We start from the raw sequence: 26,067 nt of genomic DNA on the forward strand, positions 1-26,067 counted from the left end.
CATGCTGAGCTTTTTTAATTGCAGGTTCCGCGGTAATCGTCCGCCATGGCCATTTTCAGCAGCAAATCATGGCCGATATAGTTGCTCCAGTTGAATGAATTCTGCAATACAACAACCGCATTTTTATGCTTTTTATCGAAACCAATATAACTGGAATAACCGCCGATATACCCAACCTGATAAGTTATGGTTTGATTATCTTTATAGTCTGTAACCCATGCGATATTAGCCGCTTCGATCTTTCTCTGGAAATAAATTTCTTCAGAGACTCGTATTGCCGAATTAAGATCGCTGCTTTGTGAGTCAGAAATATGAGCGCGCAGATATTTCATCAAATCATCAACGTTGCTATACAGGTTAGCGGCTGCGACCATATTGTTGGTGAAATACCAGTCGGGAACCACATCCCCACGACGGATAAACTTCGGCTGATCGCCCGCATGGCCAATCGCGCGATAAGGATAGGCTTTTAACGTTGGACCATGAAAGCTGGTACTGCCCATTTTCAACGAGTTGAATATAAAGTCATAAGACAACTGCTGGATGTCTTCTCCCGTTTTCAACTTGAGGATATAACCCAAAAGAGCATAGCCCAGATTAGAATACAGAGGCACCCGTTTTTGCGGCCTTTGGAATGAGGACAAATCATTCACTACAGAATCGCTGTCCAGCACATTATAGAAATTGTCGCCGGTATACAAATACTTGAGAAAGCTCTGCAACATGTCTTTATTCATGTTTTGTCTGGGTAAACCGGAGGTGTGGGTCGCCAGCTGCAACAACGTAATGTTCTTTGCATCATCGCTGAGAAGAATATTTTTCGGCAGTAAATCAGCCAGCTTATCGTCCCACTTCAGTTGCCCTTTAGCGACCAGTCCCGCCACCACCTCACCTGTCACACCTTTACTGATTGAACCCAGTGCAAACAGAGTCTCCCCATCAATTTTATAGCCATTCACCGAATTGGTATAACCATACCCCCAAGTTCGGGGCGCTCCATTGTTTCTGATAACACCAATCGCCAGACCGCTGGCTTTTTCCGTCTTCATATACTGACGAACGATGCCGTCGACCAACGCATCAATATTTTGGGTACAGGCGAGTTGCTTCACCTTGGGCGGGCTTTCATCAACCTGCATATCGGATAACGTTCCGCACGACGTCAGAAGCAGAGGAAACATCACGCTTAGACCGGTAATTCTCCTTGTTATTTTTTTCATTACGTTGATTTTTAAGGCCTAATGACGTGAGGATAATAACGGATGCACAACAGATAACCTTGCCATAACAAAGTTTGTGTCCTATTTGGCCGATTGCAGGCCGGAGACTGGGTTATTTCTACAAAATTTTCAATGAAAAAGTCTAAAAAAAACCCCCATCGCTGGATATCCAGCGATGGGGGTTCATTTCATGTGTGGCAGTGGTGTATTTAGCTCTGCGTAGCGCTGCTCTCTTGTTGTTCCTGCAGCGCCCGGACTGTCTGGTGGCGCTGCCAATAGTAGCCCAGCGTATGTTTAAAACCTTCAATTTCCTTTTTCAGACCCGGTAGACGGATCTCAGTGCGCTTTTTCCCCTGCGCATCCAGCTCGACGTGTTGCAGATACAATATATCGGTACCGAAATGGCGGATCACATTAATGTTTTTGATCTTATCCCACTCCAGCAGTTCAGCACTTTGCGGCTTCACAACGCCCTGGTAAGTGATTTCTATCTGAGACATATCTTTCAATGTAAACGCTACCGGTGGGAAATATTTCAGAACCAGCGCCGTTTCTTCTTCCCCCGTTGGCTGATAATGCCATGCCAGACTTTCTTCATGGACAGAAGAGAAGTCACGCTCATATTTCTGCCACAGTTGCTGTTCAATCTGCTCGGCAACGGGCATCAGGTCTACCCAGCTATCGGTCGGTGATTGCGCCGCAATGGCTGCATAGCCTACTTCATCAACCGTATAGCCGACGTTCCGCATCCTGTCAGCCAGCGGTGGATGCGAGTCAAATGGATGTGGCACATTCTGCTCACGCATCATGCCGATAAAGTCTGGCGAACTGACATGCTGCGGCAGGCCAGCGGCAATCGCTTTACTGATACCCAGCTCATTCTCATGCAGGGTTTTATTATCAAATAGCGTTTGCTCTACCTCACTGCGATAACTGGCATAGGCGGAGATTTTAATCAGTGATTCGACAATCGCTGCCGGGGTGACCAGCGTTGCGGCGCTGCGATCCGCGACGAACTCGCGTTCGCGGCTGTTACGCTGCCAGGCCAGTTCAAATAGCATGCGGTACAGGCACAACGGGTAGAACACGATCAGCGTAGCTGCATTCTGACCCATCAGATGAGTGTACAGATCGAAGCGATGCAGTTTCGGTCCCAGTAATGCACCCGAAGCGGTGTCGCCCTCATGCAAGTGAGTCAACTCATGCACCATAACGCCATCAGCCTGAGCCGTGGTCAGTTGGCGCAGCAGTGGGATGCTGACATACAACTTACGGCCATTCAGTGCCTGATCGTTGACGCTCAGCGGCGCTTCTGTCACGTAGAAGTTGGTATCAATGCCGGCAATAACATGGTCCGGTGGCGTGGTACCGACCTTTGCTGCCAACGCATCAATACGCGCCCACAGGCCAGGAGCCGCTTCACGCGTAACCACTTCACCTTCAACACCGTCATCACGCAACGGCTTTTTAAAGATGCCTTTGATCATGTAGAACATGCCTGCCAGAACCAAAATACCGACCGCCATCACCAGCTTCGGATAGTAGGCCTGAGTAAAGAAAGCCGTGCCCCAGAAAGAAAGCCAAACCAGCATTGCTCCCTGCGCCAGCACTTCCAATGCACTGGTCAACATCAAGAACTGGCGAGCCAGCGTCAGGCTGAGTAGCTGCCCCTGGCGACTTTTAAAGGCGAGGGCGCTAAACATAAGCACCATCAGCAGCACCACGCCGCTGGCGATCAGCGTCCAGAAGGCAACTTTGTCGATCATATAAAATTGCCAAAGTTCGGATTTTTCGGCGCAAACTGCATTCTTATAATCGAGCAGATCTTCCGGTACGTTACCACAGACACTGGAAGGCGGATTCTGTTGTAAGAAGCCCGTCAGTTTACCGATGTCCTGATTTTGTCCTCGCGCGTCATTAATAAAAATTTCACTATATTCCTGGTCGAGCTGACGGCTGCCGTATTCCGCAAATACCAGAGTAATCGTTGGGATCAGAAAAAGCGTGACCAAAAGCCAGAGGAATACTTTTGCATAGCTTTTTTTCAATGTCGTTAATTGATTCAAAAAATACACTCGCTCACTGTCTGTTGAAGGGACCAGTTATTTATCAGGTAATACCGAAAGAGAGCACCCGGCATAAGAGGAATTGGCGCGAATACCGTCTCCGGATGCTCAGCCATATTAAATAATTAATGTTACAAGAGTGTTATAAGACAATATTTTGGCATGCAGAACAAGATATTATTGCTGCATTAGTCATACTAAATTGGATAATATCGCCAACTGTCGTACAGGCTGGATTATTTCCTATATTCCGCCAATTAATTTTAGTTAAGTAAAGATAATATTCTAAATAAAGGCGCACCCACGAATGTGGGTTAATGATAACCTCAGTGTTAACAAGGTTATATATTGCTCAATATTTTATAATGGCAATAACCGCACAGACGACGGTTATCGTCAGCGCAGGCCATTGCATTGGAATAAAAAAGAAGTGGTGACACGTGCTATCAGTGTGAGTTTTACGGTTCAAAATCAGTCCTATAACAGTGTTAATGGCTGAACCAATACCCACTCCCAACAGGAACTGCATAAAAGATGTATCGCCATATTTTACATGTGGATCGGGCAATAACCACATTAATAACAGCACTATAATCATGGGGGTCAGTAACGTCATGAAACCGGCACCGCGATAGATCATCATTAAATAATTCCTCGCAACAATAAAAAAAATACGTTAGTTTTTGCAAGGAATTATGCGTGATTTAATTGGAAATTCAAGGGTAACACCGATGATAGTCTGGAACGGAGTAGGGTTTTTTATTGCGGCACTAATCGTTATCGCCTATGTCTTTTGCAAATGGCTTTTCGATTTTATTTGGCAGGATGGCTTTTTTTATACGCATTTGTGGGCAACAGGGTCTACATTCATACTGGCATCCATTCTGTGCTGTGTTTTTGTTTATGCCATCAAACAAGAAAAGCTATTGTTGTTTGTGGCTAAAATAACAGATAGCCAGCCAATGATTGAACCGCACAAATTACATACATTCTTTTTTATCCCGGTACGTTATTGGCCATTGATCTTGTTTTTATTCGGTTCAGGAATATGCATTCACGAATTGATTAAATAACCACCAATACCTCGTGGGCATTAAGCCTATTACCACTGCGCTAGCGAAGCAGGGAAAATTAACAGGAAGAAGGAAGTTTAAATGAAGCTGAAAAAATCACTAAATATCGTGGGTTCATTATGTCTGGTTACCGCGCTGTGTGGTACAGCCACTCTGGCCACCGCAGCTGAGAAAACGCCAGCGGCAAGTGCTACTGCTTCACAAACCGTCTCGTTGCTGAACGGTAAACAGGTCTTCAACCTACAGGGTTACGAAATGCAGCCTGTTCCAGGCGGCGGTCCGGGTAAAATGTATGTCAACAAACAGGCTAAGCGAGTCCTGTTAATTGGCGAAGATGACATCCCGTTGATTGCCCGCGCCGGCAGCGATGCCGATTTTCTTGAGGGCATGAAAACGATCAAGGACAAACAAAAGCAAGCGTCACCAGGTTATACGGTCACCAGTGAGAAGACTGAAAACGTCAAAGGGCTTGAGGTGTATCACATCGAAGCTACCGATAAGATGGACGGCAAGGATGTGCTGCAGGCCACCTTATTAGCCGCTGGCGAAAACAAGTTCACCGTCATTCAGGTGATCTCTGGCGCCAAGGATAAAGCAGGCCACATCGCAGCAGTGAATGACATTCTCGGCAAATAGCATTTATGCCAGTTTGCGGTGAATAAAAGCGACAACGCTGATGACATATTGCTGCATGAACAGTGCATCGCTTTTGTTTCAGCAGTTCGGCGCAACCGGCAGAAGGAGCTTGCCGGTTAGTCATCATTTTCCAGCACTTGCGATAAATTAAAGACAACGTAAGACATTAATTTTTCTCGAAAGGTAATCAACGTTACTGCCAAGTTGTAACAGCAACCGGTTAGCCTGACTTTTCCGTTCATCCAGAGAGCACCCGTGAGGCTTTTTGGCAGCATAAATAACAACGTTTCCGCTAGGTACGATGCAATAAAAAACCTCGTCAAATACACGATGCAGAGCATCATATAATGGACTATCAACTCTGGGCAGTTCGTGATAGTTCATAATCAGCCAACCATGTTCATGTATTTTATTCAGGCACGATCGCAAAAATCGCTCTGTTCCCTGAAGAGGGTCCATAGTGAAAGCAGAATACAGATCAGAAAAAATAAGGTCATAACAAGGAGTGCAAAGATTATTTAAGTAATCACCAGCATCGTTAATGTAATAATTAATTTTATCTGATACTGGTAATGAAAAATACTCGCGGGCAATAGAGAGAACCCGTGGCCTCAATTCAACAACGTCGAGAGCCAATTGGCTATCAAGGGCATGCAGGGAACGAACTAAAGATCCACCGCCAAGTCCAAGTATCAGCGCGGTGTTTGAGGAGGTAAATGCTGCTGCCATCAGCATCGCTTTGATATAATTGTGTACGGGCAAACAAGCGTCGCTTTTGAGCATTTTGCTTTGTTCATTAATACCATCAAACCGCAGTATTCGATATTTTTTTGAATCAGTGACGACAATATTACCATATTCATCCTTTTCCTGAGCGACAATATCACCGCTGGTTAGAAAAGTTATTCTATTTAAAAACTCATCTATCGATGCCATTACTCTAATCCACTCTTGCAATAATTAATAAAGAGGCGCTATTTCCTTACGCACATGAACTTCGCTGTGCAAACTCTTTTACTCGCCACTGATGCTATGCCGGCCAACTGCACCATCACGCCTCTTTTCCTGATAAAGGATACATCCAGTTGTAATTGATCTCCGGGATAAACCGCATGATAAAAACGGGCTCTATTAATGGCGGCAAAATAGTACACTGAGTCTGAATGGGTATCACCGAGTACCTGCTGTGCCAGGAGAACCGTTGCCTGTGCCATGGCTTCAATAATCAACACCGCGGGAAATGCAGTATGCAACCCAGACCCTACAGGTATTGCTGAGTCACTGCTGGTAACATTTTTAATCGCCTTAACATGTATGCCATTAACATCATTTCGCATTGAAATAATTCGATCAATCAGCAAGAAAGGATAACTGTGTGGAAGAAGTAAAATGATTTTATTGATATCTATCTGCTCTACTTTCTGTAGCATTTCGCACTCCAATAAAGCTTTTTTGAATTTGATGCTCTTAGATCGCCACTCATCATGATACAGCATTGTGACGTAAGCACCGTCGATTGAATCGTCGTTGCGCACGATAGCCAGAAATCACAGTTGCCGTTCGATGTTGCAGCACTAAACAAAGTACGCCACTTAATGAAAACGATAAATCCCTTGTTGGGTTACAAATATGGAGCAGAAAAGTGCAGCAGTATTATAATAATTAATTAGGATAATCCCCCAAAAAATATAGCAATCGTCAATGGAATCAAATTAATAGATCGCACGGTAATTAATTAGGTTATTAGCAGAAGCACTTTCACGTCAGGTTTACAGCATCAATAGTCATCATTCTGTGAAAACGACTACGCCATGACCTTCCCTTAATTATTTAAAGACAGTGGATTACTTACGTCTTTATTTATTATTTCAATGTGATTAGCTTTTTTACATTTATTTCCTCTCAACACATGACCTGCGTCGCATTAAAAATAGATAATTTTGACTTATTCTTATAGATCCTGTAGACGGCTTTCGGAGTCACTATCGGATACATAATATTTGACAAAAACACGCACCGCTACTATGTGTGCTGACGTGAATGTCCGCATGCTAGTGCCCATGACAAAATTTATGCGGGGATTGAAGACTAATTTCAACCGATTTCGAAGATGAAATTAAATTAATTACATATAAATCAATAATTTAATTTATTTATGATAATTGCATCAATTAAACACTAAGGTAAATTTCTTATCCGCCGATAAATATTCTAGCTCGAAAAAGACAATACTCTTGGAATGCGAAAGCATATTACAAAAATATATTAATATGTTAACAAAGGATTTTATATGATTTTCGGGAAGTTAGCATTCAGTAACTTATCGATAGGTAAGAAGTTATTCTCTGGGTTTATAACATTGATTGTAATTACCACGGCTATGTCGGCTTACAGTATTTACTCATTAAAGGTAATTAAGGACAATGCGGCCAAGACAGAAATATCTAATCAAATAGGTCGCTTACTGGAGACTGCAAAGAGAAATCGGCTGACATATATGCTTAATGGGGATGTGCAGGCGATGAAAGCGAATGCCGAAGCCATCGGCAGTATGCAGGTGATTGTACAACAACAAAACAGCGCGGACTGGAAAGGTGATACTAAAAATAAATTTGAAACGCTGGCTGAAACAATAGATAACTTTAAGCAGTTACGGGATGTGTATTACGAAAAAAGTCTTCACAGCAACGCGCTGTTCAATACAATAAACTCAGAAGATGGCCAACATTTCTTTGTTGATCTGCAAAAAACAATGCGGGATAGCACCGTTGAAACCGGTGTGCGTCAAAAGCTGTTTGAGATTGCGCTTGACCTCGACAGGCTTCACGACACCGTGGGTACACTCATCGCTAAACCTACCGATGACACCTTGAAAGATTTCGATAAGGCCTATAAGGATGCCGACTCGCTTTATTCCGCCAGCATCCCGCAACTTCCTGACGCAGAAAAAGCCCAGGTCGTTTCCGCATTGGCATATATTCAAAAACTGAAGGCGAACGTAGAAGCCTACTATTCTGCCGTACCTGAAACCCAAAGGTCTGCCGAGGAGATGGGGAAAGGCGCCGATTCACTGAACAGTGCGACAGTGAGCCTTATTGAAGCGCAGGCGCATGACAATGATAACGTTATCACGGAAAGCATCACCCTTATATCTGTGCTTTCGGTTGTCGCCATTATCGCCGGATTACTGGCAGCAAGCTATATCTCCCGGCAGATCACACGCCCTATCAGCGAAAATCTGGCAATGGCTGAACGTATCACCAGCGGGGATCTCACCTCAGAGGTTTCATCGCATTCGACTGATGAACTGGGCAAACTGACGCAGACCATGGGCGCAATGAACGCCAGATTGTGTGACATGATCACGGGTATACGAGAGAGCGTCAGTCACCTGGCGAGTGCTTCTTCGCAGATCGCGGTCGGTAATATGGATCTGGCGTCCAGAACGGAACAACAGTCTGCCGCCGTGGTAGAAACAGCGGCAAGTATGGAAGAGCTGACCTCCACCGTCAGGCTGAATGCGGATAATGCGCTCCAGGCGAGTAAATTGGCCGCCAGCGCAACCCATGACGCGCGAAAAGGCGGTGAAATTGTCAATCAGGTAGTACTCACCATGAACGGTATTGGCGACAGTTCAAAGAAAATCACTGATATTATCAGCGTGATCAACAGTATCGCCTTCCAGACGAACATCTTGGCTCTTAATGCCGCAGTCGAAGCTGCGCGGGCAGGCGAACAAGGTAGGGGATTTGCGGTTGTGGCCGGTGAGGTCAGAACGCTGGCACAGCGAAGCGCTAATGCAGCCAAAGAAATTGAGTCGTTGATTAATGACTCAGTCACCCGCATTAGTACAGGCACCGAGCTGGTCAGTCGTGCAGGCGCAAGCATGGAGGGCATTGTCCAGTCGGTGACGCACGTGAGTCAGCTCATCGATGAAATATCGACCTCGTCAACTGAACAGAGCCAGGGGATTGAACAGATAGGTAAAGCTGTGACGGAGATGGATTCCACCACGCAACAAAATGCCACGCTGGTTCAGGAGTCCTCCGCTGCGGCGATTTCGCTAGAACAGCAGGCGAAAAAACTGAGCGACATGGTCGCCATCTTTAAGGTCAAAATCTCTCACACAAATGAGCGGAACGCTAATGACCTGTTAGCTGCGGCGAAAACAAGAAGGTTATCGGCCCCTCTCACAATAAATAACACCATGAATGAAGACTGGACTTCATTTTAGATGTTTGAGCAGCGTTTATAACATCAGGTAGGGTGGCCACCTCGGTACGGCCCCCTCCCTCTTGGTCAAAGGTTTACGATGACCTCTATCAGATTCATGTACGGTGTGGGTTTGTTGAGTAAATTAGCATGCCATAACATGCCCTATCACTCCACCAATATTGATGGAATGACGTGCAATTAGCGTACAAACTTTATTATTCCAGAACACGACTGAGCTCCTGCGCGCAGGCCCATGCCGAGCTCCATGCCCACTGGAAATTGTAGCCACCCAGCCAGCCGGTAACATCCACCACTTCGCCGATGAAATACAAACCCGGCACTTTTTCAGCCGCCATGGTTTTTGACGACAGCGCTTTGGTGTCGACCCCCCCCAGTGTCACTTCAGCGGTACGGTAACCTTCGGTACCGTTCGGTTGCACCTGCCAGTTCTGCAATTGATCGACCAGATCGGCCTGTTGCGGCGCATTGAGCTGTTTCAGGGTGACGTCCGGTAGTTGTCCTAAAGTTTGCAGGCACTCCACCAGCCGTTTTGGCAACTGCATTGCCAGGGTATTTTTCAGGCTTTGGTTAGGATGTTCTTGTCGTTGTGAATCAAGAAACCCTGCCAGGTCTACATCAGGAAGTAAGTTAACGCTCACAAACTCGCCAGGCTGCCAATAGCTCGACAGTTGCAAAACAGCCGGGCCGGACATACCGCGGTGGGTAAACAAGATGCTTTCACGGAACACCGTGCCATCTTCGGCGGTCAGTACCGAAGGAACCGATACACCGGACAGTGTCTGAATATGGTCGAGTAGCGGTTTATGCAGCGTAAAAGGCACCAGCCCGGCGCGGGTAGGCAGGACTTTCAGCCCAAATTGCTCAGCCAGGCGGTATCCCCAGGGTGAAGCGCCAAGAGCCGGCATTGATAATCCGCCGCTCGCAACTACAAGTGAGTGAGTACTTACAGTTGAGCCATTAACCTTGATTTCAAAGCCACTTTGGGTTTTCTCTACCTCGGTGATCTCACTACGCAGACGCACATCTACATTACCTTGCGCACATTCGCTTTCCAGCATGGCTACGATTTGCTGCGCCGAATCGTCACAGAACAATTGACCCAGGGTTTTTTCATGCCACGCAATACCATGACGGTTGACCATATCAATGAAATCCCACTGGGTATAACGTGCCAGTGCCGATTTACAGAAATGCGGATTTTGAGAAAGATAAGCCGCCGGTTCGGTATAGAGGTTGGTGAAGTTGCAACGGCCACCGCCGGACATCAGGATCTTACGGCCAATTTTTTTGCCGTTATCCAGCAGCATCACCCGGCGGCCAGCCTGCCCGGTCAGAGCCGCGCAAAACATACCAGCCGCGCCAGCGCCAACGACAACTACATCTACCTGCTCCACATCGGCCTCACTTTTCTTTGAATCTTCAGCTACGTTTATATAAATGGCGTGCCTGGCCTATCGCCGTAAACGCGCTATGGGCGGCGATTGTAAGGTGCGCGGGAGCTCGAAACCAGCCAGTCTGCGCAAACATAGCTATAGTAAGCAAATGTTACATCACATTAAGCAAGTAACATTTTGATTTTAAAGTAATTAGTATTGAATAAGAAAAAGCATTAACTGTTTCTAGTCAAAAAAATGTCATATTTTCCTTTTACCACCCCCCTGTTCTCGCAGATAATGCGCGGCGTTCATGACCACAAACTGGCGTAACAAATATGCTGCATTTATTTGCTGGATTGGATTTCCATACCGGCTCGTTATTGATTCTCGCGTTACTGTTTGTGCTGTTCTACGAAGCTATCAATGGCTTTCATGACACGGCTAACGCAGTAGCTACTGTCATCTATACCCGTGCAATGCGCTCGCAGCTTGCGGTCGTCATGGCAGGGGTATTTAACTTCCTTGGCGTTATGCTCGGTGGTTTGAGCGTGGCTTATGCCATTGTTCATTTACTGCCAACGGATTTATTACTCAATGTCGGTTCCACTCACGGTTTGGCCATGGTGTTCTCCATGCTGCTGGCTGCCATCATCTGGAATCTCGGCACCTGGTATTTTGGCCTGCCGGCCTCCAGTTCTCACACACTCATCGGCGCCATTATCGGTGTTGGTCTGACCAATGCATTGGTTACCCACAGCTCAGTGGTCGATGCGTTAAACATTCCGAAGATGATTGGTATTTTCGCGTCATTAATCATTTCTCCGCTGGTCGGAATGATAATGGCTGGTGCCATGATTTTCGTGCTGCGCCGCTACTGGAGTGGCACCAAAAAGCACGCACGAATTCACCTGACGCCAGCCGAACGAGAAAAGAAAGACGGTAAGAAGAAGCCACCATTCTGGACGCGTATCGGCCTGATTCTGTCCGCCATTGGTGTCAGCTTCTCGCACGGCGCTAACGACGGCCAGAAAGGTATCGGCTTGATTATGCTAGTGCTGATTGGTGTGGCTCCTGCAGGCTTCGTGCTGAACATGAGCGCCACCGGTTACGACATTACCCGTACCCGCGACGCCGTGACGAATCTGCAGCAGTTCTATCAGCAACATGGTAATGCCTTACCGCACGTGGTAGCGCTGACCCCCATCGTACCCACTCCGGATGAAGCAGCGGCAGACGCGGCAGATACTCAGAAAGAGAAAGTGTTCCATTGCGACAGCTCTCACGCGATGGATGCGATTGAACGCACTCAAACGCTGCTGGCTAATCTGCAATCTTACAGCGACCTGTCGCCAGAGCAGCGCAGCCATATGCGTCGCCTGCTGATGTGTGTAGCGGATACCGCAGACAAAGTAGCCAAGCTGGATGAAACCACGGCAGAAGAGAAACGCTTCCTGGGCAAGCTGAAAGGCGACATTCTGCAAACAGTAGAATATGCCCCCATCTGGATCATCATCGCTGTCGCCCTGGCGTTGGCGCTGGGTACCATGATTGGCTGGCGACGCGTTGCGACCACTATCGGTGAGAAAATTGGTAAGAAAGGGATGACTTACGCACAGGGCCTGTCGGCGCAGCTAACCGCCGCCGTGTCGATTGGTGTCGCCAGTTATACCGGAATGCCCGTTTCCACAACCCACGTGCTCTCTTCTGCTGTTGCTGGCACCATGCTGGTTGACGGCGGTGGCGTACAGAGTAAAACCGTGAAAAGCATCGCTATGGCATGGATCTTAACCCTGCCGGTATCGATTGTACTTTCCGGCTTGCTGTACTGGATTGCGCTGAAATTGATTTAAATTTAGTCAGTTGAAATAAAAAAGGCGGCTTAGTGTTAAGCCGCCTTTCTCTTTTTTCGAAGTCTCAAAAAATCCTCCATGAGCAGATCATTAATACCAAATCAGCATTGCCATCATGCTGATGAGTATGAACCCTGCCAGGGCCGAAGTCAGAACAAACTGGCCGCGCACCCGTTCACAACGACGGATGAACTCTGGATCGTGATGATCGTTATAGCGCTGTGAGTAGATATACCGAACCAATCTGATCTGCTTAACCGGTTGCCCGTGGGCAGTGAAAAAACCGCCGCCATCGACATACTGATACAGTAAAGGATCGCATCCGCGTAACACCACCAGCAATGCCCGCAAAGAAGAGTAGTAACGCAGCATATTGACTACGCAGACAAAACATAAAGCCCAAAACAGCGCAACGGGATTGATCATAATTCCCCCTCAAGACGAATTTACAACGCGCAGTGCCGCCTTTAAATCGCGCCAGCCCGCCGCTTCGCTCTACTGCCCAGAACATCTCACCCCGGGTCAAATTACACCCGCTAACCCTGCCGTCACAAAAAATACCAGAAGCGACTGGCGTACAACGCCAGCCCCTTATTATTCAGTGTAGGGAATGAAATAAAAAAGGGGGAAGCATCTTCATATTATTTGCTTATATGGCTTTGCGTCAGGATCACTTTTTTGAAACGAGGCGACGGGCTTGATTTATCCGTGCATTTTAGCGCTATACTAAAAACATAAAACTTGCATGATGCTGATATAGCTATTAACCGACTTATGGAAGGAGTTTTCTTATGTCTTACAAACACATACTTATTGCGGTCGATCTGTCTCCCGAAAGCAAAGTTCTGGTCGAGAAAGCGGTTTCTATGGCGCGCCCGTACAACGCCAAAGTGTCTTTGATCCACGTTGACGTAAATTACTCCGATTTATACACCGGTCTGATTGATGTCAACCTGGGCGATATGCAGAAACGGATCTCTGAAGAGACCCACCACGCGCTGAATGAACTTTCGCAAAACGCCGGTTATCCGATCTCAGAAACCCTGAGCGGCAGCGGCGATTTAGCCCAGGTTCTGATTGATGCCATCAATAAATACAGCGTCGATTTAGTGCTGTGTGGCCACCATCAGGACTTCTGGAGCAAACTGATGTCTTCAGCCCGCCAGTTGATCAATACCGTTCATATTGACATGCTGATCGTTCCATTGCGTGACGAAGAAGACGAAGCTGTTTCTGAATAATGTGTTAAAACAGCTAAAAAAGGAGAGGCAAATGCTTCTCCTTTTTGTTTCATATCAATGCACCCAGCATTCATTTTTAACAAAAACAAGGAATGCTCTATGCAAAAGCGGCAATTTATTTTATAGCTAAGGCAGGTATCCTAAGGCCGAAAGGAACTGTCCGACGCCATGACAACATACGATATCGACACAACAGCCCAGCTTTGCGGCGTACATCCGATCACCCTGCGCACCTGGCAGCGTCATGGGTTACTCAAACCTCACCGCACGCCTCAAGGCCAACGCTTCTACAGTGATGACGATTTAGCCCGTATTCACGTGATCCTCGATTGGGTCAACCGTGGTGTACCGCTCAGCCAAATCCAAAGCCGGATACAGGGCGAAGCCGCCGAATGCCCGAATGGCTGGCGGGAAATTCAGGCTGAAATCCTCACCCTACTCGACCACTGCAATACCAACACGTTACGTCGCCTGATCTGGCGCTGCGGTCGCGAGTACCCGTCCGCCAATTTGGTCAATGACGTACTACGCCCGCTGCGACGCTTTCTGGCATCCAGTAAACATCCGCTGATGAAACAACAGCTCGGCTTACTCGACAGCACCCTCATCGAGTACACCGCGTTCATCCTCGGCACGTCGCGTAAAAAAGGGTTAGCCACTGTGTTGCTGGTGGCAATGCATATCCGCGACCCGCTGGATATGTGGCTGGAAGCCATGCTACTGGCCGGGGAAGGTCTGCGTATTGAGCTGATTGCCGCCACCATCGCTGAACCGGATCTGTCGCGTTTTAAGATGGAGCATTACGTGATTTGGTCGGATAGACGCCTGAACGAACGCCAGCAGGCGCTGTTCCAGGGCTGGGAAGCAGAAGGTTTACCAGTCATGCTGGTCGGCAAGGTGAAACAATTGCCAGCAGCGGCGGTGCAACCACAGCCGGCAACCCTGAATACTGCCCTGATTGAAAAATTAATTTATAACGGCGTATAAATATCGAAGCGGTGACTTTTGGTTGGCAACGCGGCCTGTGCGGGCAGACCGGCCATCGGCGGGGCATAGTCCGGTCGTTTGACCACAATCCGTTTGGTTGCCAGACGACGTGCCGGTTCCAGCAGACCATCAGCGTCGTCATCCGGACCCACCAATCCCTGAAACACCCGCATCTCTTTCTTCACCAGCGCACTTTTCTGCTTATGTGGATACATCGGATCAAGGTAGACCACATCAGGCTTTGGCGTCAGACCTGCCAGTGCGGTGAGGCTGGATGCATGTAATAGCGTCATACGTTCGCGCAGCCACGGGCCAATTTCTGCATCGCGGTAACCGCGCTCCAGACCGTCATCGAGCAGCGCAGCGACCACAGGATCACGCTCCAGCATCCGCACATGGCATCCGAGTGAGGCCAACACGAAAGCATCCCGTCCTAATCCTGCGGTAGCATCAACCACATTAGGCCGGTAGCCGCCTTTGATGCCGACCGCTTTCGCGACGGCTTCACCGCGACCCCCGCCGTATTTACGCCGATGCGCCATTGTGCCACCGACAAAATCGACATAAATCGCGCCCAGTTTTGGCTCGTCCCGCTTACGCAGTTCAAGACGTTCGGACGTCAGCACCAGCGCCATCACGGCGTCGGGATCTGACGTCAGACTCCAGCGTTCAGCCAGAATAGATAAGGCGCCTGCATCGGCGCCTTCTTCACAAATTAAACAGACACTCACGGGGTGACGTTTCCTCAGGCAGGCTCTTTCGCGCCGCTCTCTTTAATGCCGTAATGACGCAGCATAGCATCCAGCTGAGGTTCACGGCCACGGAAGCGTTTAAACAGCTCCATCGGCTCTTCCGAACCGCCACGCGACAGAATATTGTCGAGGAACGACTGCCCGGTTTGACGGTTGAAAATCCCTTCATCTTCGAAGCGCGAATAGGCATCGGCAGACAGCACTTCCGCCCACAGATAACTGTAGTAACCGGCGGCGTAACCCCCGGCGAAAATGTGGCTGAAAGCATGCGGGAAGCGGCCCCAGCTTGGTGATGGCACCACAGCAACCTGCTTTTTGATCTCGGCCAGCGTCTGCAAAATCTGCGCACCTTTGGCGGGGTCATACTCGGCGTGCATACGGAAATCGAACAGGCCGAACTCCAGCTGACGCAAAATAAACAGCGCCGCCTGATAATTTTTGGCGGCCAGCATTTTATCCAGCATCTTTTTTGGCAGCGGCTCGCCCGTTTCGAAATGGCCAGAAATAAATGCCAGCGCTTCAGGCTCCCAGCACCAGTTTTCCATAAATTGGCTCGGCAGCTCAACCGCATCCCACGGTACACCAGAGATACCCGCAACGCCCGCGGTGTCGATTTTGGTCAACATATGGTGCAGGCCGTGACCGAATTCGTGGAACAGCGTGGTCACTTCATTATGGGTAAACAGCGCAGGTCCGTTGCCGACCGGGCGGTTAAAGTTACAAGTCAGATAGGCAACCGGTTTTTGCACCTCGCCACTGGCTTTACGCAGGCTACCGGCGCAGTCGTTCATCCAGGCGCCGCCGCGTTTGTGCTCACGGGCGTATAAGTCGAGGTAGAAGCTACCGCGTAATTCACCACTGTCATCGAACAGATCGAAGAAACGAACCTCTTTGTGCCAGGTATCAACGTCAGTACGCTCTTTTGCGGTGATGCCGTAAATACGCTTCACCACTTCGAACAGGCCGTCGAGCGCACGTTGTTCAGGGAAATACGGGCGAAGCTGCTCGTCATTAATCGAGAACAGATGCTGTTTCTGCTTTTCACCGTAAAAAGGCAGGTCCCAGGCTTCCATTTCGTCAACGCCGAAGTGTTCTTTGGCGAAAGCACGCAACTGGGCCAGCTCTTGCTCAGCCTGAGGACGCGCGCGTTTGGCGAGGCCATTGAGGAAATCAACCACCTGCGACGGGTTTTCAGCCATTTTAGTGGCCAGAGACATGTCAGCGAAAGAGGCAAAGCCCAGCAGTTCAGCCAGTTCATGGCGCAGCGCCAGCTCTTCGGCCATCACTTCGCTGTTATCCCATTTACCGGCATTCGGGCCCTGATCGGAGGCACGGGTCAGGAAAGCACGGTACATCTCTTCGCGCAATTCGCGGTTTTCACCGTAAGTCATCACCGGCAGATAGCTTGGGATATCCAGCGTTAACAACCAGCCATCCTGCTCTTTCGATTCTGCCAGCGCTTTAGCCGCGGCCAGGGCGCTTTCCGGCAAGCCTGTTAACACATTTACATCGGTGATGAGTTTGCTCCAGCCCATGGTCGCGTCCAGCACGTTGTTACTGTAGGTAGAACCCAGTTCAGACAGACGGGCGGAGATCTCGCCGTAACGTTTTTGTTTCTCAGCGGGCAAACCGATACCCGACAATTCAAAGTCACGCAGCGCGTTATCTACCGCTTTCTTCTGCGCCAGCGTCAGTTTGGCAAAGCTAGCGCCCTCTTTCAGGTCACGATAGGCCTGATACAGGCCCGCATGCTGACCAACCCAGGTACTGAATTCGGAAATAATTGGCAGGCACTGCTCATAGGCTTCACGCAGCTCAGGGCTGTTTTTCACTGCATTAAGATGACCAATCGGTGACCAGATACGGCTCAGGCGATCGTCACTGTCAGCCAGCGGCTGGCACAGATTATCCCAGCGATAAGGTGCGCCCTGAGCGACCACTTTTTCCACGATCTGGCGGCACGCTTCAATCGCCGATTGCATGGCAGGAACGATATGTTCAGGTTTGATGGCAGAGAAAGGCGGTAGCGTAAAAGGTTGCAGAAGCGGGTTAGTAGAAGCAGTAGTCATAGGAGAGTCCTGTTGTTGTATGCATGATGCGCGTGGCACTAGCCTCGGCTCTTCGCGCAACACACCGTGAATTCGGGTTATGTTCTATACGATACGATGTCACTTCTAACATGAGGTCAAGCCACAGGGAATTCAATGGGCAGCGGGATCGGGTTAGGCAGTGGCCGGCAGACGGTTTATACTGAGGCGCATTAAAGGCGTGCCGTTTCGAGTCAGCGCCTGCACCCGATTCCCAGTACAGTATAAATTTTCGGTAACCCACTGATTTTACTGTCTACATTCATTATTCGGAAACGTAAATCCATGCTGAGTTACCGCCACAGTTTTCACGCTGGCAACCACGCCGACGTCCTAAAACACACCGTTCAGAGCCTGATCATTGAATCTCTGAAAGAAAAAGATAAACCTTTCCTGTATCTCGATACCCACGCGGGTGCTGGCCGTTACCTGCTGAGCGGTGAACACGCCGAACGTACTGGTGAATATATGGAAGGCATCGCGCGCATCTGGCAGCGTGAAGATCAGCCTGCGGAACTGGCACCTTATATGTCGGTGATTCGCTATTTTAATCGCAATGAGAACCTGCGTTATTACCCTGGCTCACCGCTCATCGCCCGTCAGTTGCTGCGTGAGCATGACAAACTGCACATGACCGAACTGCACTCGAGCGATTTCCCGCTGCTGCGCAGTGAGTTTCTGAAAGACGATCGTGCCCGCACCTTGCGTGAAGACGGTTATAAACAGTTGAAAGCTCAACTGCCACCGCTCTCCCGTCGTGGTTTGATTCTGATGGACCCATCGTATGAGCTGAAAACCGATTATCAGGACGTGGTGCAAGGCATTCAGGAAGGTTACAAACGCTTCGCCACCGGCACTTATGCTCTGTGGTATCCGGTCGTTATGCGCCAGCAGATCAAAAAAATGCTGCGCGATCTGGAAGCCACCGGCATTCGCCGTATTCTGCAAATAGAGCTGGGCGTTCGGCCGGACAGCGACCAACGTGGCATGACCGCCTCGGGCATGATCGTCATTAACCCGCCGTGGAAACTGGAACAGCAGATGAAAGCAGTATTGCCATGGCTGCTGGAAACGCTGGTGCCATCGGGTACCGGCCATCAGTTGGTGAAATGGGTCGTGCCTGAGTAAATCCCCTCATTAATAATCCCCTAAATCATTCGAGTTGCATCAAGGCGGCAACTGAATGAATCCCCGGGAGCTTACTCAAGTAAGTGACCGGGTGAGTGAAGGCAGTCAACGCAGAGGCAGTTGGAAGGATGACGGGGATAGGCTTTGGCTATCAAACCTATTGCAACCATTGATTCAAACTTTGCGACAAACTCGATTCCCACGTTAAACTCATACTCAATTTTTAAGATTAGCGACGCTGGTATGGCGTTTTTAACTTTTCACAACCTATGGATAAACGCATGACCAAACATTATGACTATCTGGCAATTGGCGGCGGCAGCGGCGGTATCGCATCAATCAACCGTGCCGCCATGCATGGCCAAAAATGTGCGCTGATCGAAGCGAAAGAGCTGGGCGGCACGTGCGTCAACGTGGGTTGTGTCCCGAAAAAAGTGATGTGGCATGCGGCGCAAATCGCTGAAGCTATTCGCAACTACGGCCCGGATTACGGCTTTGACACCACCGTCAACAGCTTCAACTGGAAGACGCTGGTTGCCAACCGTACTGCGTACATCGACCGCATTCATACCTCTTACGATAATGTGCTGGGCAAAAATAACGTCGATGTGATCCGTGGTTTTGCCCGCTTCGTTGACGATCATACCGTGGAAGTTAACGGCGAGAAGATCACCGCCGCTCATATCCTGATCGCCACCGGCGGCCGTCCGAGCCACCCAAATATCCCAGGTGCGGAATATGGTATCGACTCTGACGGCTTCTTTGATCTGACTGAAATGCCAAAACGCGTTGCGGTGGTTGGCGCTGGCTATATCGCCGTAGAAATTGCCGGTGTCATGAACGCGCTGGGCGCAGAAACGCATCTGTTCGTGCGTAAACATGCCCCATTGCGCACCTTCGACCCGCTGATCGTCGAAACGCTGCTTGAAGTGATCAACACTGAAGGCCCGGCGCTGCATACAGAATCCATTCCGCAAGAAGTGGTGAAAAATGCCGACGGCAGCCTGACGCTGAAACTGGAAAATGGCAAAACCTTTGAAGTCGACAGTCTGGTATGGGCGATTGGCCGCGAACCGGAAACCGACAACTTCAACCTGAAAGCCACTGGCGTAAAAACCAATGACAAAGGGTACATCATTGTCGATAAATTCCAGAACACCAGCGTGAAAGGCATCTATGCGGTGGGCGACAACACTGGCGCGGTTGAACTGACGCCGGTCGCCGTTGCTGCTGGCCGTCGCCTGTCCGAGCGCCTGTTTAACAACAAGCCGAATGAGCATCTGGATTACAGCAACATCGCCACCGTGGTATTCAGCCACCCGCCAATTGGCACCGTGGGTCTGACCGAACCGCAGGCCATCGAGCAGTACGGCGCAGACAACGTGAAAGTGTATAAATCAACCTTCACCTCCATGTACACCGCCGTGACCCAACACCGCCAGCCGTGCCGCATGAAGCTGGTTTGTGCCGGTAAAGAAGAGAAGATCGTTGGTATTCACGGTATTGGTTATGGCATGGATGAAATGCTGCAAGGCTTTGCAGTGGCGGTCAAAATGGGCGCCACTAAACAAGACTTCGACAACACCGTTGCCATTCACCCGACCGGTGCGGAAGAGTTCGTTACCATGCGTTGATCACGTAGTCGTAGAGTAGGAAGACTACGACATACCTTTTTAACTCTGGAAAACTGGCTGTAATAAGCCAGTTTTTTTATACATTTTTCTCCTGCCATTTTATTATCTTTAGAATTACCCTTCATCCAAAAGCAGACTTTTCAACTCGGCTTATCTTTAATTATCTTTTAATAAATGACCTATCTGCTGAGCTTAACTGCATGGTTGTGTTTAATTCGGGAATTAAGCAGTAGAAAACAAAAATGCATCAATCACTTGTTGATAAAGGGATCCCATCTTTAACTGTTTTGCTTGCTCAGATAACTCAATGGTCGAGGTTTTTCCTTCACTGAAAACTATCTGGAGATCGTCTTCAGGGATTTTTGGGGTACTTTTTTTGCATAAAAGTGGGTGATGCAGGCAAACTTTTAGTTGATTTAAATGACCATGTATCCGACTGTGCATGCAAAATTTTATAATCTTCGGGTAAGTCATCAGCCAGACGCTCAGCGTATAATGTGAGTTCTGCAGTAGCCATGGTATATAACCAAGCCTCCTTGTTTTGACTTTGATTCACCCGTAAAATTCGTCCTAACAATTATCTAAAATAGAGCTCAGTTTTGACTGATATAAACACTCCTTCATTAGGCCTCCATTATGAGGCAAAAAAGTGTCTACGAAACCCATGTCTATTCAATTGGTTACGAAAACCCAAGAACCATTAAGCTAGTAAGCATGCGGTGTGCCATAACCGAGATAGAATATCTTCAGTGGGTAATCAGAGAATCCCCGTCATCAGAGCAACAACTCATACATTGGATAGATGGGACTAAAAACTATCAACCAGGTCAGGGAAAGTGTTTACAGAGGCACGTCACTTCATGAGGAATGGTAAATAAAATTTAATTATTTATTAATACCTATAAAGATTATGGTTAACTGGCCGATACAATAAGAACATCCCATCATGAGTTCGAAGTCACGCCATGACTATCTTGAAAAAACTGTCACTTATATTTTCATTCACACTTATTTCTCTTCTAACAGTAGGATTAATAAGTATAAATTCAATAGGTAAAGCCCAAGAGCGGTTTGAATATGTTGCAAATAACTCCCTGCCAAGTATAAGTAAAATAGCCGATATTTTACGTAATCGTGAGGAAGCAAGACGGCAAATACTTATGTCGCTACTCATAAGCGAAAAAGATGTCTATGACAAACATATGATTAGCGCCAGGAATTATTTAAACCAAACCCTGGAAGCCTTGCAGTATTACAAAAAACATTTGGTATCAGATGAAAAAGATTCTCAGTCAATAAATCAAGCCATTGATGACTTTAATGATTATAAGAAACAAGTTGACAACATGGTGGAAGTTTATAGAAGCGGCGGGATTGATGCAGCCAGACTCATGGTATCAGACGGAGGTGCGACAGCTGCAGCCTCAGTGGTTCTGAGCACAAGCATCAAGAATTTGTTAGATCATAATAATCAAATTGTGACTACGTTTGAAAAGGAGAATCATAAGCAATACCGGATGAGTATCTTTATCCTTAGTAGCATCATTGCTGTTGCAGTCCTGCTCACTGGATTTTTCTCTTATTCCATTCTTAATTACCTCAAAAAAGGGCTTCAACATTTACAGAACAGTATGAAGAATATCAGTGAGAGCCTGGATCTGACACTCCGTGTTAATTTGGAAAAAAATGATGAACTTGGAGCAACAGCGATCAGTTTTAACAGTCTCTTAGAGAAATTTAAGGATGTGCTATCCGGTGTCAAGGGTGCCAGCAAAGAAGTAGATACAGCGTCTAATGAAATTTCCCGTAGTAACGAGGATCTTTCATCACGCACTGAGTCACAGGCTTCTTCTCTGGAGCAGACGGCTGCAAGTATGAATGAGTTGTCCGCAACCGTAAAACACAATATGGAAAACGCAAGTGAAGCCAATAACTTTATAGGAAAGGTTCAGTCAATAGTCATTGAAAGTAACCATGAGCTTAGCGCTTTAAAGGGTTCGATCAACGATATTGCTGTTTCTTCTAAAAAAATTTCCGAAATCACCTCAATCATTGACGGGATCGCTTTCCAGACTAATATTCTTGCGCTCAATGCGGCAGTAGAAGCAGCTCGTGCAGGGGAACAAGGAAAAGGATTTGCAGTTGTAGCCGGAGAGGTGCGCTCATTATCACAGCGTTCCTCTATTGCTGCCCGGGATATACGCAGCCTGATTGAGGGATCCATTAAGGATGTGGATCAGGGTGTGATATACGCAGCGAATGTTACAACGCGAATGGATGAAGCCCTGCTTGTGGTGAATGAAACTACACAACTTATTAATCAGGTCAATAATTCATCTACAGAACAAAGTTATGGTATTGAGCAAGTTAATATTGCGGTTATCCAGATGGAAACTGATTTACAGCAAAATGCGGCGATGGTAGAGCAAATGGCAGCGGCGGCTAATTCTCTTAGTCAACAGGCTGGTAATCTTTTAACCGACGTTAGTTCTTTTAAAATGTAAACGGCTTTGTTAAATAAATCGTACTTCTGACTGCCATCAGGATCAGATCACTACATTGCTGATCCTGTAGCGGTTTCCCGTGGCAATTCATTAAGCTTAAATTGCTTAACGTAGGGTAAATTCCGAATCCCAAGCGGCCCCAACAAATATCCCCCCATCTGCTCTAATGAAATCATCTGTATTGAAGACTACACCGCCCATGCATTATCAGTCAGCTCCAACGAGAAAATTACTGTCATCAAATCTCTTAATGGTGGGTACTGGTGTAAGTATCCCAGCCTTAGTTCCAGGCACTTTTTTCAGGGAGGAGATCAATCAGAGGAAATCATCAGGGGCAAATCACAGGAGTTATAGATTTATCAATGCGACCAGTTCTAATCGTTCTGTGGCCTTTGCGACTGATGAGTAGAAGCATCGAATTAAAAAGCAAGAAACAGAGTGATATTTATGAACTTCCTCACTATATTAAAACAAGAAAATGAAATATTGTAATGTAAATGAGTTATTAGATAAGCAGAAATTTCAGTAGATTACTTCGGAGTGGCTAACATCATATACAACAACAGCATTAAAAAAGGGATGAAGATATTAATCACCGGTATTTTAGCCAATGCTTTAAATAGTGTTTTTATTATCTTAACTACATTTCAAGCTGGCATCAGACTTCACAACGTCATCATAGTAATGAATATTTACTCAATTCATATATAAGTATAAAAAGAGGCCAAGACATGCGTACTTCAGATTATCTACGATTATTCCTTCTTGCCGCCATATGGGGGGCTAGTTTTCTTCTCATGAGAATTATCGCTCCACAATTTGGGGCAGTGAACACTGCATTCTTGAGAGTGTTTTTCGGTTTTATTGGCCTTGCTGTCATTCTTTTAATTAGTAGATCTTCATTTCGTTTTGAGAACAAATTTAAATCATCATTAATTCTCGGCATTATTAATTCCGGGGTGCCATTTCTTATGTACTGCTTCGCAGCCAAATGGTTGCCCGCAGGTTATTCAGCAATACTGAATGCAACGACGCCTCTAATGGGCGCGCTTATAGGTTTTTCATTTTTTGGTGAGAAATTGACGGTTCGAAAATGGGGAGGGGTCATATTGGGGTTGGTCGGGATAATTGTGATAACCACTATCGGAGAGGTCAATTCTACCAGCGGTATGATGGTTGGTATTATCTCGTGTTTGGTAGCAACAGGATGTTACGGCGTAGCAGGCTTCCTTACCCGCCTCTGGATATCCGATCGCGGTGGGCTTGATCCCAAAACGGTAGCCTTTGGTAGTCAGATCGGAGCCACTCTGTTTCTTCTACCTTTCTTTATGTGGTCAATAGGCACAGGGCCGGCGGTCCACTGGCTTCAAAGCGACGTGTGGGCAAGCGTTATTGCCCTCGGAATTATCTGTACAGCGTTAGCCTACATTCTCTATTTTAAACTGATTACTGATATCGGTCCCCTGCGTTCAATGACAGTAACATTTCTAATCCCGCCTTTTGGCGTATTCTGGGGGTATCTTGCCCTCGGTGAAACAATAACCAAAGGTTTCATTATAGGTGCGCTGATTGTTTGTATCGCCGTGTGGATGATAATAAGTCCAGTGAAAACCAGCCATGACAACATCGACGAGCCATCAAGTACCCGCCTTTAGCACTAAGTCGCCCGCAACGACAACTGTGGGCCGCTATAAGCTGTGAGTTCAACCGAGGGATGCAACACACTTGTTAAAACGTTCTGCGGTCGAGTGTTTCTATTGCGTTGAACATAACACCCAACGAAGCGCTTTAACTGGCAATACAGCAGAGCGTCAATTAGTATCCAAAATCTATGGATATAAACCTTCTTGGCTTTATGCCAGCATTACTCCCTGTTGCACTGTCCCCCGGAGCAAGCTTCACTCTTGTTATGAGTAGTGCTCTGGCAGGCGGTCATAAAGGACTGTTCAGGACTCTTGCCGGAACAGCCTTAGGCATATACACCCATGCGTTTCTTATAGGGCTTGGTATAACCGCTGTGATCATTTCGTCTCCAGCAACCTTTGCTGTGTTGAAAGTTTTTGGAACCGCCTATCTGCTCTGGCTAGGAGTGATGCTCATCCGCAGCGGGATAAGAGAAAATCATGGAAAGTCTGCTGATACGAAGCATTTGGTGACTTTAAGAGAGGCCTGGATAGCTAATGTTTTGAACCCTAAAGCCATTATTTTCTATCTGACAGTCGTTTCGCAGTTCGCAGGGATGCAGGGAGGCGTTAGCAACTATCTGATACTGGCATCAGTACATGTAGTAGTTATGAGCGTTTGGCTTTTAGCAGTCAGTCAAACGCTGATCTTTTCAGTAAAAAAAACCAACCCATTGATGCTTAAAAAATACGTCAACATTGCCGGCGGGATGTTGCTCATTGCTTTTTCTCTGCACAGCCTGATCCAGTAATTCATCACCTATAGCGGCAACATCCGCATTTGGCACGCAACTGCCGTATGCAAGACTTAAAAGGCAGTTTTGAGCGAAGAGCGGAAGTTCGCAATTGTTCTCAAAACTGGTTAAGGCATTACTAACATCACGATGTATTAATTAACGGGGTTAAGGTCACCCCAAAGTGTATATAGGTTTTGAGCGGAGAATTTTGAGTTTTACTCCTCACTCTGTTTATTGCAATATCTAACAATATAGCTCAAAGGTATAAAACCTAAAGGTCCGTCTGATGCAGAAAACAAAAAATAAAAAGATATTAATCCTTATATTCTTCTTACTCTTCGCTCAATTACTGAGCGGGTGCTCACTGACTCGAGTTTCTGAAAAATCGCATGCCAGAGAAGTCGAGAGCCTAAATATTATCGGAATGAGCCTGGATGCGGCGAAAGAAAAGTTAATTAAAGAAGGATTTGATTGCAGCGACTATCCTGAGACCAATAGGGTGCAAACCCAATCCGGCGCACGCACTTTAATACAGCTTGATTGTAGCAAACGAAGCTTAGAACTGATTTGTCCGCAGATACGCTATGCGGTACTCAATGTCGACCCCCAAAGCTTCAAAGTGGTATTGATGGGAAAACGCATAACTCAACAAGCATGTTTTTGATGATTAATGATCCTACCTCTGCTCTTAGCACACAGCAGACAAACACCTGACGCTGAAGGTCTGCTGAGAGCGCAGGCTGTGTGAAAACTTCTGATCACTTTTTGGTCTAAGCAATGAATTTATATGATCAACCATTCTCGATAAACCCGTGCGGTAATATTTTTTTTCTAATAAAATTAGAGGCATATAAATGA

21 protein-coding genes are annotated in these 26,067 nt (G+C 47.2%); 12 read left to right on the forward strand and 9 right to left on the reverse strand.

Features of this window, described 5'->3' with window-relative positions:
• Positions 1-14 precede the first annotated feature (14 nt).
• The 3 genes from ACMV8I_RS16170 to ACMV8I_RS16180 all read right to left on the reverse strand — a co-directional run bounded on the left by ACMV8I_RS16170 (position 15) and on the right by ACMV8I_RS16180 (position 3,929).
• The gene (locus tag ACMV8I_RS16170; protein WP_498866232.1) at positions 15-1,181 is read right to left on the reverse strand and encodes a serine hydrolase domain-containing protein; all 1,167 of its coding nucleotides are present in this window, start codon (positions 1,179-1,181) and stop codon (positions 15-17) included.
• A 248-nt stretch (positions 1,182-1,429) separates the two neighbouring features.
• Positions 1,430-3,286, reverse strand: coding sequence for a M48 family metallopeptidase (locus ACMV8I_RS16175; RefSeq protein ID WP_498866233.1), 1,857 nt, complete (start codon positions 3,284-3,286; stop codon positions 1,430-1,432).
• A gap of 352 nt (positions 3,287-3,638) precedes the next feature.
• Entirely contained in the window at positions 3,639-3,929 is a 291-nt protein-coding gene (locus ACMV8I_RS16180; RefSeq protein WP_498866234.1) for a hypothetical protein, read from the reverse strand.
• 52 nt (positions 3,930-3,981) lie between these two features.
• Here ACMV8I_RS16180 and ACMV8I_RS16185 point away from each other — a divergent pair, with 52 nt between their 5' ends.
• A complete protein-coding gene (locus tag ACMV8I_RS16185) occupies positions 3,982-4,359 on the forward strand; it encodes a hypothetical protein (protein ID WP_498866235.1) in 378 nt (125 codons plus the stop codon).
• An 81-nt stretch (positions 4,360-4,440) separates the two neighbouring features.
• Positions 4,441-4,995 (forward strand): DcrB/PsbP domain-containing protein, encoded by a 555-nt coding sequence (locus tag ACMV8I_RS16190; RefSeq protein ID WP_498866236.1) that lies wholly within the window; start codon positions 4,441-4,443, stop codon positions 4,993-4,995.
• A gap of 147 nt (positions 4,996-5,142) precedes the next feature.
• Here the strand turns inward: ACMV8I_RS16190 and ACMV8I_RS16195 are convergent, their stop codons facing one another.
• Together ACMV8I_RS16195 and fabZ are read right to left on the reverse strand one after the other, a co-directional pair.
• Entirely contained in the window at positions 5,143-5,931 is a 789-nt protein-coding gene (locus tag ACMV8I_RS16195; RefSeq protein ID WP_498866237.1) for a spermidine synthase, read from the reverse strand.
• A gap of 38 nt (positions 5,932-5,969) precedes the next feature.
• Positions 5,970-6,530: a 3-hydroxyacyl-ACP dehydratase FabZ gene (gene fabZ, locus ACMV8I_RS16200; RefSeq protein WP_498866238.1), complete on the reverse strand. Its 561-nt coding sequence runs from the start codon at positions 6,528-6,530 to the stop codon at positions 5,970-5,972.
• Positions 6,531-7,492: 962 nt separating this feature from the next.
• Here fabZ and ACMV8I_RS16205 point away from each other — a divergent pair.
• The gene (locus tag ACMV8I_RS16205; RefSeq protein ID WP_498866239.1) at positions 7,493-9,229 is read left to right on the forward strand and encodes a methyl-accepting chemotaxis protein; all 1,737 of its coding nucleotides are present in this window, start codon (positions 7,493-7,495) and stop codon (positions 9,227-9,229) included.
• Between the two features lie 196 nt (positions 9,230-9,425).
• Here the strand turns inward: ACMV8I_RS16205 and ACMV8I_RS16210 are convergent, their stop codons facing one another.
• Positions 9,426-10,625, reverse strand: a complete 1,200-nt coding sequence (locus ACMV8I_RS16210; RefSeq protein ID WP_498866240.1) for a BaiN/RdsA family NAD(P)/FAD-dependent oxidoreductase — start codon at positions 10,623-10,625, stop codon at positions 9,426-9,428.
• Between the two features lie 317 nt (positions 10,626-10,942).
• On the opposite strand from ACMV8I_RS16210, the gene pitA reads away from it, so the two are divergent.
• Positions 10,943-12,457, forward strand: a complete 1,515-nt coding sequence (pitA, locus tag ACMV8I_RS16215) for an inorganic phosphate transporter PitA (RefSeq protein WP_498866241.1) — start codon at positions 10,943-10,945, stop codon at positions 12,455-12,457.
• A gap of 90 nt (positions 12,458-12,547) precedes the next feature.
• On the opposite strand, the gene uspB is transcribed toward pitA, so the two are convergent.
• The gene (gene uspB, locus ACMV8I_RS16220; protein WP_498866242.1) at positions 12,548-12,883 is read right to left on the reverse strand and encodes a universal stress protein UspB; all 336 of its coding nucleotides are present in this window, start codon (positions 12,881-12,883) and stop codon (positions 12,548-12,550) included.
• A gap of 365 nt (positions 12,884-13,248) precedes the next feature.
• Between uspB and uspA the strand changes: the two genes are divergently transcribed.
• Both uspA and ACMV8I_RS16230 read left to right on the forward strand, forming a co-directional pair.
• Positions 13,249-13,698, forward strand: a complete 450-nt coding sequence (uspA, locus tag ACMV8I_RS16225; protein WP_498866243.1) for a universal stress protein UspA — start codon at positions 13,249-13,251, stop codon at positions 13,696-13,698.
• 168 nt (positions 13,699-13,866) lie between these two features.
• Complete coding sequence (locus ACMV8I_RS16230) at positions 13,867-14,685, forward strand: MerR family transcriptional regulator (RefSeq protein ID WP_498866244.1); 819 nt, start codon at positions 13,867-13,869, stop codon at positions 14,683-14,685.
• Here ACMV8I_RS16230 and rsmJ read toward each other — a convergent pair.
• Together rsmJ and prlC are read right to left on the reverse strand one after the other, a co-directional pair.
• Positions 14,670-15,416, reverse strand: coding sequence for a 16S rRNA (guanine(1516)-N(2))-methyltransferase RsmJ (gene rsmJ / locus ACMV8I_RS16235; protein WP_498866245.1), 747 nt, complete (start codon positions 15,414-15,416; stop codon positions 14,670-14,672). The two genes, ACMV8I_RS16230 and rsmJ, sit on opposite strands and share 16 nt — an antisense overlap.
• 14 nt (positions 15,417-15,430) lie before the next feature.
• Entirely contained in the window at positions 15,431-17,506 is a 2,076-nt protein-coding gene (gene prlC, locus ACMV8I_RS16240) for an oligopeptidase A (RefSeq protein WP_498866246.1), read from the reverse strand.
• A 303-nt stretch (positions 17,507-17,809) separates the two neighbouring features.
• On the opposite strand from prlC, the gene ACMV8I_RS16245 reads away from it, so the two are divergent.
• The 6 genes from ACMV8I_RS16245 (at position 17,810) to ACMV8I_RS16270 (ending at position 25,873) form a co-directional block, all read left to right on the forward strand.
• A complete protein-coding gene (locus ACMV8I_RS16245; RefSeq protein ID WP_498866247.1) occupies positions 17,810-18,652 on the forward strand; it encodes a 23S rRNA (adenine(2030)-N(6))-methyltransferase RlmJ in 843 nt (280 codons plus the stop codon).
• A gap of 281 nt (positions 18,653-18,933) precedes the next feature.
• Positions 18,934-20,286, forward strand: a complete 1,353-nt coding sequence (gene gorA, locus ACMV8I_RS16250; RefSeq protein WP_498866248.1) for a glutathione-disulfide reductase — start codon at positions 18,934-18,936, stop codon at positions 20,284-20,286.
• A 965-nt stretch (positions 20,287-21,251) separates the two neighbouring features.
• A complete protein-coding gene (locus ACMV8I_RS16255; RefSeq protein WP_498866249.1) occupies positions 21,252-22,790 on the forward strand; it encodes a methyl-accepting chemotaxis protein in 1,539 nt (512 codons plus the stop codon).
• Between the two features lie 731 nt (positions 22,791-23,521).
• Positions 23,522-24,445, forward strand: a complete 924-nt coding sequence (locus ACMV8I_RS16260; RefSeq protein WP_498866250.1) for a DMT family transporter — start codon at positions 23,522-23,524, stop codon at positions 24,443-24,445.
• A gap of 176 nt (positions 24,446-24,621) precedes the next feature.
• Complete coding sequence (locus ACMV8I_RS16265; protein ID WP_498866251.1) at positions 24,622-25,224, forward strand: LysE family translocator; 603 nt, start codon at positions 24,622-24,624, stop codon at positions 25,222-25,224.
• 271 nt (positions 25,225-25,495) lie between these two features.
• Complete coding sequence (locus tag ACMV8I_RS16270; RefSeq protein WP_498866252.1) at positions 25,496-25,873, forward strand: hypothetical protein; 378 nt, start codon at positions 25,496-25,498, stop codon at positions 25,871-25,873.
• Positions 25,874-26,067: the final 194 nt, after the last annotated feature.

It is taken from the genome of Ewingella sp. S1.OA.A_B6, from assembly GCF_049889095.1.
GTDB lineage: Bacteria > Pseudomonadota > Gammaproteobacteria > Enterobacterales > Enterobacteriaceae > Ewingella.

Bases quoted from the DNA above. Each gene is read 5' to 3' on its own strand.
- pitA (WP_498866241.1), top strand. From the start codon at position 10,943: ATGCTGCATTTATTTGCTGGATTGGATTTCCATACCGGCTCGTTATTG.
- ACMV8I_RS16255 (WP_498866249.1), top strand. From the start codon at position 21,252: ATGACTATCTTGAAAAAACTGTCACTTATATTTTCATTCACACTTATT.
- ACMV8I_RS16170 (WP_498866232.1), bottom strand. From the start codon at position 1,181: ATGTTTCCTCTGCTTCTGACGTCGTGCGGAACGTTATCCGATATGCAG.
- uspB (WP_498866242.1), bottom strand. From the start codon at position 12,883: ATGATCAATCCCGTTGCGCTGTTTTGGGCTTTATGTTTTGTCTGCGTA.
- ACMV8I_RS16245 (WP_498866247.1), top strand. From the start codon at position 17,810: ATGCTGAGTTACCGCCACAGTTTTCACGCTGGCAACCACGCCGACGTC.
- ACMV8I_RS16185 (WP_498866235.1), top strand. From the start codon at position 3,982: ATGCGTGATTTAATTGGAAATTCAAGGGTAACACCGATGATAGTCTGG.
- ACMV8I_RS16270 (WP_498866252.1), top strand. From the start codon at position 25,496: ATGCAGAAAACAAAAAATAAAAAGATATTAATCCTTATATTCTTCTTA.
- ACMV8I_RS16205 (WP_498866239.1), top strand. From the start codon at position 7,493: ATGCTTAATGGGGATGTGCAGGCGATGAAAGCGAATGCCGAAGCCATC.
- ACMV8I_RS16265 (WP_498866251.1), top strand. From the start codon at position 24,622: ATGGATATAAACCTTCTTGGCTTTATGCCAGCATTACTCCCTGTTGCA.
- ACMV8I_RS16230 (WP_498866244.1), top strand. From the start codon at position 13,867: ATGACAACATACGATATCGACACAACAGCCCAGCTTTGCGGCGTACAT.
- ACMV8I_RS16195 (WP_498866237.1), bottom strand. From the start codon at position 5,931: ATGGCATCGATAGATGAGTTTTTAAATAGAATAACTTTTCTAACCAGC.
- ACMV8I_RS16180 (WP_498866234.1), bottom strand. From the start codon at position 3,929: ATGATGATCTATCGCGGTGCCGGTTTCATGACGTTACTGACCCCCATG.
- gorA (WP_498866248.1), top strand. From the start codon at position 18,934: ATGACCAAACATTATGACTATCTGGCAATTGGCGGCGGCAGCGGCGGT.
- ACMV8I_RS16190 (WP_498866236.1), top strand. From the start codon at position 4,441: ATGAAGCTGAAAAAATCACTAAATATCGTGGGTTCATTATGTCTGGTT.
- uspA (WP_498866243.1), top strand. From the start codon at position 13,249: ATGTCTTACAAACACATACTTATTGCGGTCGATCTGTCTCCCGAAAGC.
- prlC (WP_498866246.1), bottom strand. From the start codon at position 17,506: ATGACTACTGCTTCTACTAACCCGCTTCTGCAACCTTTTACGCTACCG.
- ACMV8I_RS16260 (WP_498866250.1), top strand. From the start codon at position 23,522: ATGCGTACTTCAGATTATCTACGATTATTCCTTCTTGCCGCCATATGG.